The organism is Streptomyces sp. NPDC041108 (assembly GCF_055592645.1).
In genome coordinates this window covers 329,103-344,661 of the sequence record NZ_JBVIYK010000006.1, presented here as the reverse complement: position 1 = coordinate 344,661, position 15,559 = coordinate 329,103, and the positions used below count along the sequence as shown (strand labels likewise).

The 15,559-nt window shown below is 70.9% G+C and carries 13 protein-coding genes; 3 read left to right on the top strand and 10 right to left on the bottom strand.

From position 1 onward, the window contains the following. The first annotated feature begins 2 nt into the window (after window positions 1-2). Window positions 3-872, top strand: coding sequence for a transglutaminase family protein (locus ACZ6BB_RS19680; RefSeq protein WP_471616594.1), 870 nt, complete (start codon window positions 3-5; stop codon window positions 870-872). A gap of 54 nt (window positions 873-926) precedes the next feature. Here ACZ6BB_RS19680 and ACZ6BB_RS19675 read toward each other — a convergent pair whose 3' ends face one another. The 4 genes from ACZ6BB_RS19675 to ACZ6BB_RS19660 form a co-directional block, all read right to left on the bottom strand. Further along, window positions 927-2,084, bottom strand: a complete 1,158-nt coding sequence (locus tag ACZ6BB_RS19675; RefSeq protein WP_471616438.1) for a sugar ABC transporter substrate-binding protein — start codon at window positions 2,082-2,084, stop codon at window positions 927-929. A gap of 506 nt (window positions 2,085-2,590) precedes the next feature. After that, complete coding sequence (locus ACZ6BB_RS19670) at window positions 2,591-3,832, bottom strand: zeta toxin family protein (protein WP_471616437.1); 1,242 nt, start codon at window positions 3,830-3,832, stop codon at window positions 2,591-2,593. Next, the gene (locus ACZ6BB_RS19665; RefSeq protein WP_471616436.1) at window positions 3,829-4,188 is read right to left on the bottom strand and encodes a hypothetical protein; all 360 of its coding nucleotides are present in this window, start codon (window positions 4,186-4,188) and stop codon (window positions 3,829-3,831) included. Before ACZ6BB_RS19665 ends, ACZ6BB_RS19670 begins: the two co-directional genes overlap by 4 nt. 155 nt (window positions 4,189-4,343) lie before the next feature. Next, window positions 4,344-4,847, bottom strand: a complete 504-nt coding sequence (locus ACZ6BB_RS19660) for a hypothetical protein (RefSeq protein ID WP_471616435.1) — start codon at window positions 4,845-4,847, stop codon at window positions 4,344-4,346. A 178-nt stretch (window positions 4,848-5,025) separates the two neighbouring features. Here ACZ6BB_RS19660 and ACZ6BB_RS19655 point away from each other — a divergent pair, with 178 nt between their 5' ends. Continuing rightward, a complete protein-coding gene (locus tag ACZ6BB_RS19655; RefSeq protein ID WP_471616434.1) occupies window positions 5,026-6,171 on the top strand; it encodes a hypothetical protein in 1,146 nt (381 codons plus the stop codon). Between the two features lie 35 nt (window positions 6,172-6,206). Next, entirely contained in the window at window positions 6,207-8,003 is a 1,797-nt protein-coding gene (locus ACZ6BB_RS19650) for a glycosyltransferase family 4 protein (protein ID WP_471616433.1), read from the top strand. A gap of 71 nt (window positions 8,004-8,074) precedes the next feature. Here ACZ6BB_RS19650 and ACZ6BB_RS19645 read toward each other — a convergent pair whose 3' ends face one another. The 6 genes from ACZ6BB_RS19645 to ACZ6BB_RS19620 form a co-directional block, all read right to left on the bottom strand. Continuing rightward, the gene (locus ACZ6BB_RS19645; RefSeq protein ID WP_471616432.1) at window positions 8,075-9,805 is read right to left on the bottom strand and encodes a type IV secretory system conjugative DNA transfer family protein; all 1,731 of its coding nucleotides are present in this window, start codon (window positions 9,803-9,805) and stop codon (window positions 8,075-8,077) included. Between the two features lie 50 nt (window positions 9,806-9,855). Next, entirely contained in the window at window positions 9,856-11,256 is a 1,401-nt protein-coding gene (locus tag ACZ6BB_RS19640) for an outer membrane protein assembly factor BamB family protein (RefSeq protein ID WP_471616431.1), read from the bottom strand. A gap of 63 nt (window positions 11,257-11,319) precedes the next feature. Continuing rightward, a complete protein-coding gene (locus tag ACZ6BB_RS19635; RefSeq protein WP_471616430.1) occupies window positions 11,320-13,422 on the bottom strand; it encodes a peptidoglycan DD-metalloendopeptidase family protein in 2,103 nt (700 codons plus the stop codon). Window positions 13,423-13,429: 7 nt separating this feature from the next. Then, on the bottom strand, window positions 13,430-14,107 hold the full coding sequence (locus tag ACZ6BB_RS19630; protein WP_471616429.1) for a hypothetical protein: 678 nt from the start codon (window positions 14,105-14,107) through the stop codon (window positions 13,430-13,432). 241 nt (window positions 14,108-14,348) lie between these two features. Next, on the bottom strand, window positions 14,349-14,714 hold the full coding sequence (locus tag ACZ6BB_RS19625; protein ID WP_471616428.1) for a DUF4913 domain-containing protein: 366 nt from the start codon (window positions 14,712-14,714) through the stop codon (window positions 14,349-14,351). Window positions 14,715-14,969: 255 nt separating this feature from the next. Then, window positions 14,970-15,500, bottom strand: a complete 531-nt coding sequence (locus ACZ6BB_RS19620) for a hypothetical protein (RefSeq protein WP_471616427.1) — start codon at window positions 15,498-15,500, stop codon at window positions 14,970-14,972. Window positions 15,501-15,559 lie beyond the last annotated feature (59 nt).

Sequence of the window (15,559 nt, the reverse complement as noted above, 5' to 3'; positions counted from 1 at the left end):
CGATGAACCTGCCTGGAGCGGCTGTACGGGCGACCCGACGCCTGCGCATCCGGCACATCACCCGCGTCGCGTACGCGCAGCCCGCGGCCTCCTCCCACAACGAGGTCCGCATGACCCCGCTGACAATGCCGGGCCAGACCACCCTGGACGCCCGGGTACTGGTGAACCCCTCGACGCCGACCTGGTCGTACTGGGACTACTGGGGCACCCAGGTCACCGGCTTCGACCTCATCGAGCCCCACTCCGATCTGACGATCACCGCGACCAGCCTGGTGGAGACGGCCCCGCCGGAGCCGCTCCCGGACGCGCCCGGGTGGGCGGAGGTCCACCGGGCGAGCGCCGGCTCCCGTCTGCTGGAGTACCTGGCTCCGACCGGCCGTACGACGCTGCCGGCCGGGCTGCTGGACCGGGCCCGGGAGGTGTCCGCCGGCCTCGACGTGCACGGGACGGCGACGGCGGTGTCGTCGATGGTCGCCGACCACGTGGCGTACGTGCCGGGCGCGACGGGGGTGCACACCAGCGCGGCGGAGGCGTGGGAGCAGAGGGCCGGCGTCTGCCAGGACATCGCGCACCTCACCCTCGGCATGCTCCGCGCCCTCGGCCTGCCCGCCCGCTATGTCTCCGGCTACCTCCACCCCGAACGCGAGGCGGAGCTCCACCGGCCCGTCGCCGGCCAGAGCCACGCCTGGATCGAGTACTGGGCGGGCGACTGGACCGGCTACGACCCCACCAACCGAGTCCCCGCCGACGAGTCCCACGTCGTCGTCGGCCGGGGCCGCGACTACGACGACGTGACCCCGCACAAGGGCGTCTACCGGGGGGTGGCCGGGGGGCCGCCGGAGGTGACGATCGAGTTCACGCGGGTGGCTTGAGAGGGCCGGGGAGGGCTCCGGGGGCCGGGGGCAGGGCCCCCGGGCCGTCCGCGGTCACTTCAGGTCGGCCGCGTCGCACCTGGCCTTGAAGGCCGAGGTGCAGATCTGCTTGATCGTGTAGATGCCGTCGGCGACGACCGTGTCCTTGATGTTCGACCTGGTCAGCGCGACCGGGGGCACCAGCTGGGCCGGGATCTTCTTGGTGGTCGGGGAGTCGACGCTGTCCTTGGCGAGGGCGTCGAACTCGATGGAGCGGCCCTGGACCTTGGCGACGGCCATCTCGGCGGCGGCCGCGGCCTGCGTCGGGAACGACTTGTACACGGTCATGTACTGGTCGCCCGTGAGGATCCGCTGCACGGCGTCCAGGTCGGCGTCCTGCCCGGTGACCGGTGGCACCTTGGCGACACCGGCGGTCTTCAGCACATCGATGACGGCGCCGGCGATGCCGTCGTTCGCGGCGTACACGGCGTCGATGTTGTCGACACCCAGCTTGGCGACGGCCTTCTCCATGTTCGCCTTCGCGACGACCGGGTCCCAGTCCTTGGTGTCGAACGTCTCGGAGATCGTCACCTTGTCCTGCAGCTCGGAGAGCGCGCCCTCCTTGAACATGGCGGCGTTCGGGTCGGTGGGCGACCCGTTCATCATGACGATCTTGTTGGCGGCGCTGTCGCCCAGGTCCTCCACCAGCGAGCGGCCCTGCACCTGCCCGACGAGCTCGTTGTCGAAGGAGACGTAGCCGTCGATCGGGCCCTGCGCCAGCCGGTCGTAGGCGATGACGGGGATGCCGGCGTCGTGCGCGGTCTGCACGGCGGGAGCGATGGCCTTGGAGTCCACGGCGTCGACGATGATGATGTCGACCTTGTCCTCGACCATCTGCTTCATCTGGCCGGTCTGGGTCTCCGGGTCCTTCTCCGCGTTGGCGTACTTGGTGACGCCCTTGTTGTCGGTGAGCTCGGCGATCTTCTTCTTGATGTTGGGGTAGTCGAACTGCTCGTACCGCTTGGTGTCCTTGTCGGGGAACAGCACGCCCACCGTGATGTCGTCGCCCTTCGTGGGGCTCGCCTCCGCGCTGTCCCCGACGTCCACGACCCCGCAGGCGGCGAGGGAGACGGCCGCCGCGGAGGCGGCGAGGGCGGTGGCGGTGCGGCGCAGGACGGTGGTGCGACGACGTATACGAGTGCCAGGGGTATTACGGGTGGTACGGGCGTTCACATCAAGGGCCTTCCGGGCGTGGGTGCAGCAACTGCGACCCATGTGGCTGAAAGCCAACGCGGTGATCACCTCAGCGTCAAGGACCAATCACTTAACGAGATGACAACAGCCTTGTGTGGTCTCGGTGTGAAGAGGGTAAAGCAAAGGGCTTCCGCTGTCGCCGCTCGACCTCCACGTGGCACGGGTCGGCGGTCGGGGGCGGAATGTCGCTGCCGATCAACGGCTTCGGTGCGGGCGGGCGTTGGGGGCTGAGAGGGTCCGCCGTGGGGCGGGCGGGGGTGGTCGGGGGAGTCGGAGGTGGGGTGGCAGGTCAGCGGGGTGGGTGAGGGCGGGCCGTGGACGGGGGCGGCTGGGCGACTGGCGACGAGGGCCGGGCCGGACCGTCGGCCCCGTTCCTGGACGGCTGCGTCCATGTCCGGCCGCGGCGCGGGGGCCGGGGGTGGCGGACCTCACGCCGGGTGAGGGTGAGGCCGACCGAGGGCAGGGGTGGCCGTGGTGGGCGGCTGCTACCTGCCGCGTCGGTTGGGGTCGGGGCCGCTCGGTCCCTGCGGTGGCGCCGCTCGGCCGAGGCCGGAGCCGGGAGCCGGGCGCGGTCCCTGGCCGCCCTGGCCCTGGCTCGGGGCCTGCGGGGTGGTGGGCGCGCCGGGGCGGGGCGTACTGCGGGAGCGAGCGGCGGCTGCCGCAGCCGAGGACGAGGGCGGGGCGGGGGAAGTCGCCGGCGGAGCAGCCGGAGCATGCGTCGGCGTCGGCGGCGGAGTGGCGGCCGTCGGTCCGGACGGCGCCGTCGGTGCGGGGAGCCGTGCCGCCGCCGGTGCGGTGAGGAGGGGGCGGGCCTGGTCCTCGATGCGGGTGAGGCGATCCGGCCACTCGGGGCCCAGCGCCCGGGCGGTCTCCCGCAGGCGCAGCTGCGTGGTGACGAACGAGTCGCTCTCCGCCGGCGTCCAGGGGCGCGCCCGTTCCGCGGCGAGCGCTCTGCGCAGCTCGGCCGGGCCGGTCCAGTTGCCGGCGCCGTCGAGCGAGTTCCCGTAGCGCGGTTTGCTCTCCCCCCGGCGGTAGACGCTCGCGAGGTCGGCGAGGGCTCCCCGGTCGACGCGGTCGGCGAGTTCGAGGATGCCGGCGTAGGACTCGTCGGCGTTGGACTGCACGGTCAGCCGCCCCTGGCCCCGGTCGGCGAGCTGCTCGAAGTACCGGTTGACGATGCCCTGGTTGCTCATCGCCTGCGGCACCCCCATGAACAGGGCCTCCACGCGCGCGCCGGAGTCCCGGTACGCCCGCATCTTCTCCTCCACGGCCGCCGCGTTCTGCGAGGTCTCCTGGATGATCGCGTGCAGGCCGTGCTCACGGACGTACGCCTCCGCCTGGGCCATCCAGGCCCGCCCGTCGGCGCGGGTGTAGGCGGCCATGAGCGTGTCGTCCTCGGCCATCAGCCGGGCGTACGCCGGGTGGTACGGCTTGTAGAGGTCGCTGTCGACGTCCGCGAAGCCGCCGTGACGGTTCAGGGCGCCGGCCACCATCTCGGTGACCCGGCTCTTCCCGGCGCCGGGCTGGCCGATCAGGAACACCACGGTGGGCGTCTCCTGCCCGACGCGGCCCGCCAGGAGGTCGGGGACGATCCGCTCGCGGAAGATCCGCCGGTTCTCGGCGTCGGACAGCCGGTACCGCTCCACCTCGGCGGGATCGATCACGCGCGCGGGCGGCTCGGGCACCCCGGCGCCCGGACGGTTCGTGCGCTCGGCCGGGTCGGTCATGCGAGGCTCGCCAGGACCTCGCGGGCGAGCCGGGCGTAACGGGCGCGGGCCTCGGCGATCTGCTCACGGTCGGCCGAGCGCAGCAGCTCACGCTCCTTCGCCAGCCGCCCCTGCGCCGCGCGCGCGGCCTCGATGACGGCGGCGTCGGGCGCGCCCTTGGCCTCCTCCGCCGCGATCTGCGCGCTGTACGCGCCGACCGCCCCGTTGACGGCCTCGATCGCCGCCTCGTACGCGGCCGTCTCCTCGTTCGACCAGTCGTGCGCCTCCAGGTCGTGGGTCACGGAGACGCCGTTGCCGCGTGCCGTGGCGTGTGCGGAGTCCCGTGGATCGCCCTGTGGTGTGTCCCGTGTGGTCATGTGTCCCTCCAGGAGTGTCCCGGTGTCCAGTAGTCATTGTGGGGGACGGCGGACGGAGGGAAACGGGTTCCCGACGACCCCCGTCCGTCCGCGGGCGGTCGGGCGCCCTACGGCTGTTCGGCGCCCAACGGTGGTTCAAAGCCCCACCCGCCGCCTCAGCCTCCGCTCCACTCCCGCAGCAGCGCCTCCCGCTCCTCGCGTCGCGGGGTGCCCTCGGCGGCGTGGGCGCGGCCCCAGCTCGCCAGGGTCTCCACCTCCGCCGTACCGGCCACGATGCGCTCCAGCAACGTGACGGAGAGGTCGTACTCGGACTGGACGTAGCCGCCGAGGGCGGCGGCGGACTGGGTGTTCAGTTCGACCGTCCTGTCGGCGGTCTCCAGGTGCACCTCGAACGTGGCCGCGGCGTCCCCGCCGCCCCCGACGGCGTTGGTGACGAGGTCGACGGCCGTCGCGGCGAGCAGCCGGGCGTTGGACCGGACCCGTACGTACCGCACGGCGGCCGACCGGATCTCCGACCAGCCCCACACCGCGCTCTGTCCGGTTCCGAGCCCCTCCACCCAGTCCCGCGTGAGCCGCACCCCGGGCCCGAACCCCTCCGGCTGCGCCCCGACGTACACCCCACCGTCCTCGGCGATCCAGAACAGCCCGACCATGGCCATGAGTGCCTCCCCTTCGGCGACCTATGTGTTTCCCCTGGTGAGACGTTGTCCCGTGCAGGATGGTTCAGCGGCCGAGGGCGGTCCGCAAGCCCCGCACGCACCGATCGGATCTTCACCGGTTCACCAAAGCGCAGTGTGAGAATGGGAGTTACTTGATCAGTCGTGAAGGAGAGCCGGGATGAGCGGCCAGATGCAACTTGCCGACGCCTACGACCTCGTGTACTCGGCGGCGGCGCGGATGATGTGGGTTGAAGAGACCCGCGTGTGGCGCCTGGACAGCCCGGGCGGCGGGTGGCCGGAGGACCGCCGGGAGGCCTGGCGGGAACTCGAGGCGGCCCTCAGCGTCTCCGAGGCGCCCGCGCCGCAGGCCGGGGAACCGTCCGATCCTGTACGTCATCTGATCTCTCGCCGGGCAGCAGGTCCGGTCGATCGACCGATCACCTTCGCCGAGGCGGTTGCCGAGTGGACGGCCCGGCTGACCGAGGATCCCGGCCCCTACGAACCGCGGACGGAGCCCTACCCGGACGACTTCATGGTTCCGGGCCGGGCCGTGGTGATCCCCGAGGGCCACATGATGGTGCTGACCCGCCCGCTCGACGAGTTGGTCCACCGACTGGCGGCGGGACGCCCCGGGGTGACCATCGGGGCGGACACGGGGGAGTTGACCCGTCTTCTGCATGAAGCGGCCGACGAACTGAGGGCGGCGATCGGCATGCCCACACCGACCCCGCACCCGGTCGGCACGGTCGACGTGGCGCGGGTGTTCCACCGGCCGTCCGACGTGGACGACCTGGAGGCGCGGTACCAGACCATGTCCCGGGCGGCCTGGCGCGCGTCGGAGAACCTGCCGTCCCTGAAGGACATGCGGGATCACGGGGACTTCTCGGTGAATCCGGCGACGACGGTCGCGGCCGACGATCTGCAGAACCTGCTCGCCGGGCGGTCGGGGCTGTACTGGCGGGAGCGGCACGAGACGATCGATCCGCGGGTGCACACGCTGCTGGGGGTGGACTGGCCCGAAGGGCAGCCGGTCCCCGATTCGATCGCGGCCGAGGCCGAGGACTTCGTGCGCAGCGCGGCCCTGGGGCGGAAGCCGAGGGCTCCGCACGCGAACGAGCGCCGCATCTTCCGGGAGAAGGGCAACCCGGAGAACGTCGCCGTCTCCGCCGTCCGTGCGGGAATCCTGGCGGAGCTCCTGGACGAGTACGCGGCGAGGATCCACCCAGGTGCCCGGTGCGGCGTCATGCACTTCTCGTCGTACGACCTGACGGACTTCATCGCCCAGGGAATCGGCCGCGAACTCAGAGAGACATACGGCTTCTGACTCGGGACGGATGACTGAGGAATACGGGGGAAACGGTGCCTGAAGCGCGTTACAACATTCTCATCGTCTCCGACAACAGCGGCAGAGGCCAGGGCGGCGCAGAGGTCTTCAACCAGGAGTTGGCCGAGGCTCTCGCCCGTCGGCACAACGTCACGCTGTTCACGGCCAATCCCGATATGCCCGCGCACCAGGGCATTCAGAGAACGCTGCATACGGAACCGCCCTTGATGGAGCCGAGACCGGGCGCGGAGGGCGAACCGCAGCCGATGGAGCGGCGAGACTGGCTGACACACCTTTCCGACCAGGACCCGAAGCAGTACGGACTGGAAGACCCGGCGACACAGCCGTACGACATCATCATCGGTCACTCGCGGTTTTCCGGGCCGGCCGCTGCCGGGCTGCGCGAGAACTGGTACCAGGACGCGCGCCTGGTGCACTTCCTGCACACGAGCCCCGAGCGGCTTCCGTTCGTGCGGGGCCTCACTCCCGAGAGGGCCGAGGCCAAGGCCGCCAAGGACTCCGCGATCGAACGTGGCCTGATGGAGCGTTCGGACGTCGTGGCCGGAGTCGGCCCACTGCTGGCGCAGGCGAGCAGAGACCTCTCCGCTGAGGGCGAGCACATTCCGCACTCCCACGAGTTCGTTCCGGGTACCAAGATCTACGATCCGGTGCGACACGACCCAGATCCGGACCGGTTGAACCTGCTGGTCATGGGGCGGGTGAACGATCCCCTCAAGGGCGTGCAGGACGCCGCGGAGGCAGTGGCTCGGCTGAATGCGGCAGGTGTTCCCGTCCATCTCACCGTCCGTGGTGTTCCCGAGGACGAAATGGAGCGCGAGGGAAAGCTGCTGCGCAGGCTCAGCGGCGGGAACGTCACGGTCAAGGGCCGTACCAGCAGCGTGGACGAGCTCAACGAGGACATCAGAGCCGCACACGCGATGATCATGCCCTCGAAGCACGAGGGTTTCGGCATGGTGGCGTCCGAGGGCTTGGGCCATGGTGTTCCGGTTCTGGTCAACGAGGAGAGCGGCGCCTCGCTGTTCCTTCAGGATGCCGACAGGTTCCCGCCGGAGATCGGCGGAGTGTGCGTGGTGAAGGAGCCGACCGACGGCACCAGCCGCGCGCAGGCATGGATGCAGGCGATCCATCAGCTCAGGCAGGACCTCCCCCAGCGCCAGGCCGGTGCCCTGCGCATTCGGGAGATCCTCCAGCAGTACTCCTGGGAGCACGCCGCCGAAGCCACCGTGCAGGCCGCGATGGAGCAGACTCCGCTGCCGCACCGGGACCCCAGGACTCGGATCACGGCTCAGGAACGGGACCTGCTTCGTACGGTGCAGGGGCCCAACGGGCAGTTGCTCAGGCCCGACGCGCCGGAACCGGCGCCTCGCGCGACGCAGGGGCCGGAACCCGGAGTGGGAGTCCTGCGGGACGGGCCGGTGCAGGAGGGCCAGGTGCCCGGCCCACCGGCGCCGGTATGGCAGACAGGTCTCCCGCCGAACGCGCAGAGCGGCCAGGGCACCCAGAACGCACAGAACGCACAGAACGCACAGCTTCAGGCGGGGGCCGAGAGTGCCCAGGGTGTCGCATCGCCCGAGAACCGGACACCCCTGTGGCAGACGGGCCTCCCCCAGGCCGGGGTCGGGGCCGGGGCCGCGAGCCCTCGCGAGACCGCTCCGGCCGAGAACGCGACGCCCCTGTGGCAGGTGGGCGTGTCCCAGGACCCGCCCGCCGCAGGGCGTAATGCCGGGGAGAGCGAACCGGGACGCTCCGCGGGTGCGCAGCAGCCTCCGCCGGATCTGTCGGGTCCCCGCGGTGGCGGAATCGAGGTGTGACGCGTGAGGCCGGGGCGGTTCGTCCGCCCCGGCCTCACCCCGGCCCGCTCAAGCGCGTGCCGGACTCGCGCTCAGCGCGCCCCGGGGTCGTACTTCCGCAGCGACGCCTGGACCTCCTTGGCGTGGGGCCCCTCCCACCACGGGATCGTCTCGACGAGGACCGGCTTGGTGCCGGAGGCGAGGACGAGGGCGCGGCCCGGGGGCATGGCGCCGAGGTCGGAGACGCCGAGAACGCGTTGGCGGCTGACCGACTCGCTCACCGTGCGATTGCCGCTCCAGCCGCCGAACTCCGACTCCCGGCTCGCCTGGTACTCGCGCTGGTCGTACTCGCCGGCCAGCTCGCTCAGGTCGCCCAGGAAGCGCGTGTCGGAGACGCCGCCGCCGTAGACCCTGATGTTCGCGGCGGACCACAGCTTCTCCATGCCGCGCTCGCCCCAGACCTCGATGCCCTGCGCCCAGGACTGGAGGATGGTCATGAGGATGATGCCGCGCGAGCCGTAGTGCGAGTACAGGTCGGGCAGGGTGCGCCAGCGGCAGACGTTGGCGGCCTCGTCGAGGACGCCGACCAGCGGCAGCGCGAGACGGCCGCCGCGCTGGGTGGTGGCGTACTCCTCGGCCGCCTCGACGACGGCGACGGTGAGCGCGGTGACGAGCGGTCCGGCGGAGTCCCGGCCCTCGCGGGACAGGGAGTACAGGGTGCCGGCGGTGCGGACGAACGCGTGCGGGTCGAACTCGGGGGCGTTCGGGTCGGCCGGCGGCGTCACCCAGCGGTTGACCTCGGGGTTGATCAGGCAGGACGCCATCTGCTGGGCGACGCCGTAGATGCCGCTGCGCTGCTTGTCGGGGGCGGTGAGGACGCCGTTGAGTCCGTCGGCCGCCATGGTGTGCCCCGCGCCGCGCAGGATCCGCTCCGGGGTGTCGTCCTTGGGGTTGGACAGCCAGGTGTAGATCTGCGTGATCGGCATCTTGCCGCAGGCGGCGGCGAGGAGCAGGTTGGCGAGCAGGTCCTGGCCCGCCGGGTCGAAGAAGGCGTCCGTGGAGGCGTTGGCGTCCCGCGAACCGCTGGCGAAGTGGTCGGCCATCTTGCGGGCCTTGGCCACATCGGTGACGTACGACAGCGGGTTCCACCACCAGCTGGGCGACTCGGCGGCGACCTGCTGCGGGTCGAAGACCCACACGGGGCCGCGCGCGGAACGGGGGCCCCGGGTGGAGTCCACGATGTCCCGCTTGTTGGAGGTGACGAGGACGGCTCCGGGCCCGTCGAGGATGGCGGGGACCGCCCGTCGGGTCGTCTTGCCGGTCCGCGGACCCCAGATGTCGACGTGCATGTCCTCGTACGAACCGAACAGCGGCTGGCGGCCCTTGACGGACCGTCCGATGAAGACGCCCGGGGTCTGCGCCTTCACGCCCAGTCGTTCGGCCGTGGCCGCCGCGCCCTTCATGGTGAGCTTGCCCAGTTCCTCGCCCTTGGCGAGGTGCTGGGCCGCCCCGTCCACCTTGGGCTTCTTCCTGAACCGACGCACCACGCGGTACACGGCTGTCCCGAGAATGCCGAGCAGGAGAGCCTCCGCGGCGGCCACCGCGCTGGCCGGGGACCCCGGCCAGCTGTAGTCGCCCTTGACCATGGCGACGAGGAACGTCAACGGGTTCGAGGCCGGGGCCGGCGCGTCCGCGAAGGGGGCACCGATCTTCGCCGCGAGCCAGGCACCGACGACCCCCAGGAGCACGATCGCGACCACGATGACGATCTCGATCGTCCAGTCGTCCTCGGCGCGGGGCTTCTTCTGCTGTTCTGCGGTCACCCGCGGGTCCGTCCTTTCTGGGGGTGGGGGCGAAGCTGGTGGAACGGCGGTCAGGCTTTCTCGGCCTCGAAGGCGAACAGGCCCTCGGAGGTGTCGACGAGTGTGTAGCCGTTGCTCGTGAACGCCGCGGGCGCCTCGGCCTCCTCGGGGACCATGCCGAGCAGTTCCTTGGTCCCGGCGTCCAGGGCCGCGGTCTCGCCCTCGTCGAGGGTCGCGTACAGGACACCGCCGGGAGTGATCACCAGCGGCTCGATGTCCTTGTCGTCCGCTTCCTGTCGCCACAGCTCGGCGCCGGTCTGCGTGTTCCAGGCCAGCGCGCCCTCGCCGAAGTTGGCGACGGCCGTCTTGCCGTCGGGCGACACGACGATCTCGGCCATGTCCGTCGAGGCCAGGCTGACCTTGACGGCCGGCCCCACGGCCAGGGTGCGCCCGGTCGGCAGGTCGACCGTGGTGATCAGATCATCGCCGCTGGTCCGCGGTGACCAGACGAGCGTCGCCTGGTCATCCCGAAGGGGGAAGAGATGCCTGTCCCCGTCCTCATACTCCCCGTCCATGTCGCGCAGTTCGTCGGGCTGCTCGACCTCGTCCCCCGTGCTCCAGACGCGCTTGCCCGTGGTCCGGTCGATCAGCCGCAGGGGGGTGTAGATCCCGTGGTCGTTGTCGACATAGCCCTGGCCGCTGCCGTAGATCTCCTTCTCGGCCAGGTACTTGTCAAGCACGAACTCCTTGCCGCCGCCGATCGGGACGAAGGTGACCCTGTCGTCGGTCTTCACATGTCCCCGGATCACCGGCAGATCGACGCTGTCCTCACCCGTGAGCGTCGAACTGCCCAGCTCGGCGCCGCTGGGGTCGTACATGGTGTAGGTGGTCTTGACGGTGGCCGCCTTCAGGCCGCTCGCCTTCGTGTTCGCGCACGTGCGGACGAGGAAGGCCGGGGAGCCGTCCTGCCACTGCCCGACCTGGACGTGGGCGCTGAGGGAGGGACCGTCACCGTCGGCCGGGTCGTAGTCGCACTTCACGGTGAAGGTCTTGCGCTCCTTCCCGGTCGCCGCGTCGTAGAGGTGGGCGACGAAGTGCGCCGTCCGCGTCTCCGCCCCGGACTCGTCCTCCGGCGCGGTCAGGTTCTGGACCAGCAGGAAGGCGTCCCCCACCTGGCAGATCCGGTCGGGGTCCGTGCCATAGAGGTGGTCGGCCCTGTCGTAGGCGGTGTCGCCGCCGCACTCGTAGGCCTTGCCGTCCTTCCGGGCCAGGCTCCAGGCCGGCTTCGCCGCCAGTCCCGGGACCGGCTCACCCTTGTAGACGGGCTGCCCGGCCCCGGAGGCCGACGCGGACGCCTTCGGGCGGCCGGTGGCCTTCGTACCCGACTCGCTGTCGCCGTCCCCGCCGCCGCAGCCGGTCACGAGTCCCAGGGACAGGACGGTTCCGACGACGAGACCGGTGCGTATCTTCATCAACTTCCTTGCTCCGTGAGGTGATGGGGAGAATCGGGCGGAATGCACGGGCTGCCCCGGGCCCTATGCCTCGGCCTTGCCGTCGCCCTCGACCGCGTTCGTGCCCGCCGGGATCGGCACGCGGTAGACGCCCGTGATCTTGTCCTGGACGTCCCAGGTGCTGAAGGAGACGTTCTTGCCCGGGCGCGGGGCGTGGATGATCTTCTTGCTCTTGGGGTCCCAGACGATGCCGACGTGCCCGGACAGTCCGTCGCCCTCGGGCCGGAAGAAGATCAGGTCACCGGGCTGGGCCTCGGAGAGCGACACCTCGTACTTCTCCAGGCGGGGCTCCTGCACATGGGTGGTGGCACCGATGTCGATCTTCCCGTCACTGGCCATGTAGTACGCCCACTGCGTGAAGCTGGAGCAGTCGAAGCTGCGCGGGTTCTGGCCCTGGAGCCGCGGCGCGCCGTACACGTACGGCACGCCGACGCCGCGCTGCGCCCAGCCGAGGACCGCGCGGATCACCGGGTCGTCGGAGTCGGGGAGGACACCGGAGGCGCCCGCGCCGTCGGGTGCCACGGCTGCTCCGCTGCCGCCCTTCGCGCAGTCCGCGTACTCGGCGTCCTTGGACCTGTCGTCGGAGTCGGAGCCGGGAACCGTGCCGTAGTCGGGGTTGGCGGTGACACGGCCCTCCATCCACTCAGCGGGGTCGACCATGCCGGGGCCCTGGTCCTGACCGCCGACGAAGGGGTTGTCGACGCCGGGGACGAGGACCTCCCAGTGCAGGTGAGGGCCGGTGACGTTGCCGGTCGCGCCGACCGTGCCGATCTGCTGGCCGCGCTTGACGGAGTCGCCGACGGACACGTTGAACGAGGTCTGGTGGGCGTAGAGCGTGATGACGCCGTCGGCGTGCCGCAGCTTCGTCATGTTGCCGTACGAGCCGCCGGGGCCGGCGGCCACCACCTTGCCGTCGGCGGGGGCGTAGATCGGCGTGCCGCTGGTGGCGACCAGGTCGAGACCGGTGTGGTAGCCGAGGCTCCACATGTTGCCGTTCTTGTGGTAAGGCGTGCCCACCTGGTAGGTGCCCCGTTTCATGGGCCACTGCCAGTCCTTGCCGGTGGTGGCGGGCGGCTTGGCGCCGGGGAAGGAGACCGGCGTCATGTCCGTGCCGCCCATGACCGTGTGCGCGACCGGCGCCATGGCGGAGACGACTTCCTCGCTCTCCCCCTTCAGAGGCTGGGTCGACCAGGACCGGGGCGAGGTGGCGGCGATGCTGAGAGCCTTGTCGGGCTGGGCGTCGTTGCCGACCGGTTCCGGGATGTCCGACTGCTTGCCCAAGGTGGGGAAGTCGGGGTTCTTCTCGATGGTCTCCTTCAGATGCACGTACCAGCGCTTGATGAGGTCCTTGTCGCCGGTGAGCGCGCCCCGGTAGCGAGCCGCCTGGGTGAGGACGACGCGAGGGTAGATGGTGTTGGAGGCGACCGAACCCGAGTAGATCTGCAGCGCCTTGAAGGGCTGGGTCTCCGCCTTCTTCGCGTGCAGGAAGTTGGCCGCGGCGTAGGCCGCGTCGTCGATGTTGTACAGGTCCTTCTCGCGGTCGCCGTTGCCGTCGTCCCCGTAGTCCGTCCAGGCCGGCTTGCCGAACTGCAGGATGCCCATGTAGCCGAGGGAGTTGGCGCCGCCCGGCGCGGCCGAAGGGTCCTGGCCGTACTTGGTCTCCTGGTACATCTGCCCGGCGATGAGCGTCCAGTCGAGACCGTCGTAGCGGGCGGCGGCGCGCATCGAGGCGAGGATCATCTTCGGCGGTATCTCGTTGCGCGCGGTCTCGCTCGGCATGTACATCTTGCCGGCCGGCATGACCGGGTTGGTGGCCGCGGCGTCGCCCGTGTTACCGGCTTCGGCGTTGTCGGCGTAGTCGCCGCAGGCGGCGTTCGTGGCACCGTTGCCGACGCCGCCGATCATGCTGCCGATGAGCAGCAGGACGAGACAGATGCCCGCGACGGCGAGGCCTCCGCCGCCGCCGAGGAAGATCCACCACTTGAAGGTGCTCTTCTTCTTGCCCCCGCCGCCTCCGCCGCCGCCCTTGGAGCCGCGGGCACCGGCGGCCAGCTGACCGGCTGCCTTGGCGGTCTTGGCGACCTTCGCGGCCTTCGCCGCGGCCGCCAGTACGGCAGGTGCCACCATGGCAGGCTCACTCCCCCGATTCGTCGGAGGCGCCGACGTCACCGAGGCCGAAGATGTCGAACCCGGAGACGACCCACCTGCCGCCCTCCTCCTGCACCGTGACGAGCCATTCGTTGGACTCCGTGGTCGACTTCCCGCCGGAGGTGACCGTGGAGGTCGCCTTGACCAGGCTGGAGATCGTGCGGCCGCTGTCACGCACCAGGTCGTCGGAGATCACCGCGTCCCTTACGACGACGGCCGTGCCCTTGGACTCGCACTGCTCCGCCTGGCAGGTCGCCCACGTCTTGCCGGAGGGCAACGTGGTCAGCTGCTTCATCCGGGTGTCGTCGGTGGTGAGTTCGAGCAGCGGGGGAAGCCACGTGACCGCGCTGCTGCGGTAGTCGTACGTGTTGATACCGGCCATGTACGTCGCCATGACCTTGTGGGCGTCGGCCACTTCGGTGAGCGCGACGATGGGGGTCGCGGCGCCGCCGCCCGGTTCGTCCGAGCCGGAGTCCGCGTTCTTGCCGCCGGGTCCCGGCTTCCCCTCGGTGGGCGTCTCCGATGCCGCGTTCCCCCCGCCCGCGTCCGCGTCTTCTCCGTCTCCGTCGAAGACGACGAACACCGTCAGCGCGGCGGCCAGCAGAGCGCCCAGCACCGCCAGAGCCAGCAGTGCCGTGCGCTTGTTCTCGGCAGGCAACTCCACGGTTCCCGCGTCTCCCTCGTGCTGTGCCGGTACGGCGGTCGGGCGCTGACCGGGACACGGTAGGGGGAGGTGAGGCGCTGGAAGACAGGGGATTCCCGACGGGAAAGACCGGGCGCCCCTCTCGGGAAAAGGCGGGGAATCCCGGCATCGGGTCCTGCGGCGACCGACATCGCGGGCGACAGGACGACGGCGACCGGGGTGCGTCCCCGTTCCGGCCCTCCTCCTGGGAGGTTCCTGACGATCAGGTCGCCGGCCGCGGATCCACGGGCAGCGGGTCGAACGGGTACGCCGTGTGCCCGTCCTTGGGCGAACAGGCCGCGAAGGGGCCCGAGTCGGGGTCCATCAGCACCCGCAGATGCGGGTCGGCATGGTGCAGCCACCACGTCGACATGCCGAGCGCCGGATCCTGCCGCAGGTGTTCCCAGGCCAGCCAGAGAGCGGAGAGCCGGGCACCTGCCTCGGGGTGCTCCCACCACGTGGGGCACCAGGTGGCCGACGAACCGTTGACGCGGCGGCGGACCATCTGGGCGAGGTAGTCGGAGACGAAGAGATAGACGTCCGCGAAGTAGAACTCCGGCTCTTCGGCGGCGCCTTGCGTGCCCGTCATCGCTCTGCTCCTGTGGGTCGGTCCGCGGGGCGGGGGACGGCGGGAGGGTGAGGTCCGACGCCGGATCGGGGGCCGTGTCCCCGGGTAGGGCCTCGTACCGTTCTCATCGCACGCGGAACTCGCGTGAGCCACCCCGAGGGGGAACCCTCCCACACCATGGCCGGTACGTGTCCCCGAGGGACGCCGGCTCGACGGCGGGATCCAGTGGTGTACGGCCTGAGGCCCTCTTCGTCGGGCGGCCCTGGTGTCAGCGGATCAGGACAGGACGATACCGAGCAGCAACAGCACCACGACGATCGCGCCCATCACGATCCGCGCCTTCGGATCCTCGCGTTCCCACAGGTCGTGGACGAGGGCCCAGCCGGTCAGCCGCGCGGCGCGGCCACCGTGGAGATTGCCGGGCTGGTCCTGCTCGTCCTCGTCGGTGCCCTTGAGGTTCGCCGGGGCCGTTGCGGGCTCGGCCTCGGGGTCGGCGTCGAAACCGACCGGCAGGCCCTGCTGTTCCTGGGCCACCAGCACCATCTGCTCGAGGAGTTCGGGAATCGTGTGGGGGGTGAGGGGGTAGGCGAAGGTGCCGTACGGCGTCTCGACGCACAGCCGTGCCTGCCAGGGGTTGCCGGGCTCGTAGCCGTCGACCCAGGCACGGTCGGCCTGGAAGACCTGAGGCACCGGTACGGCGGCTGCAGCGGGAACAGGTGCCTGCTGGACCTGCGGATTCTGCTGGGCAGCACTCCAGGTCTGCGGGTCGGGCCGCGGCGGCTGCGGGTGCCCGTTGTGGTCGGTCAACTGTCGTCCTTCGCCGGTCCGTCGGGTCCAGGTGGTGCCGGGAACGTCATGCGTACGGC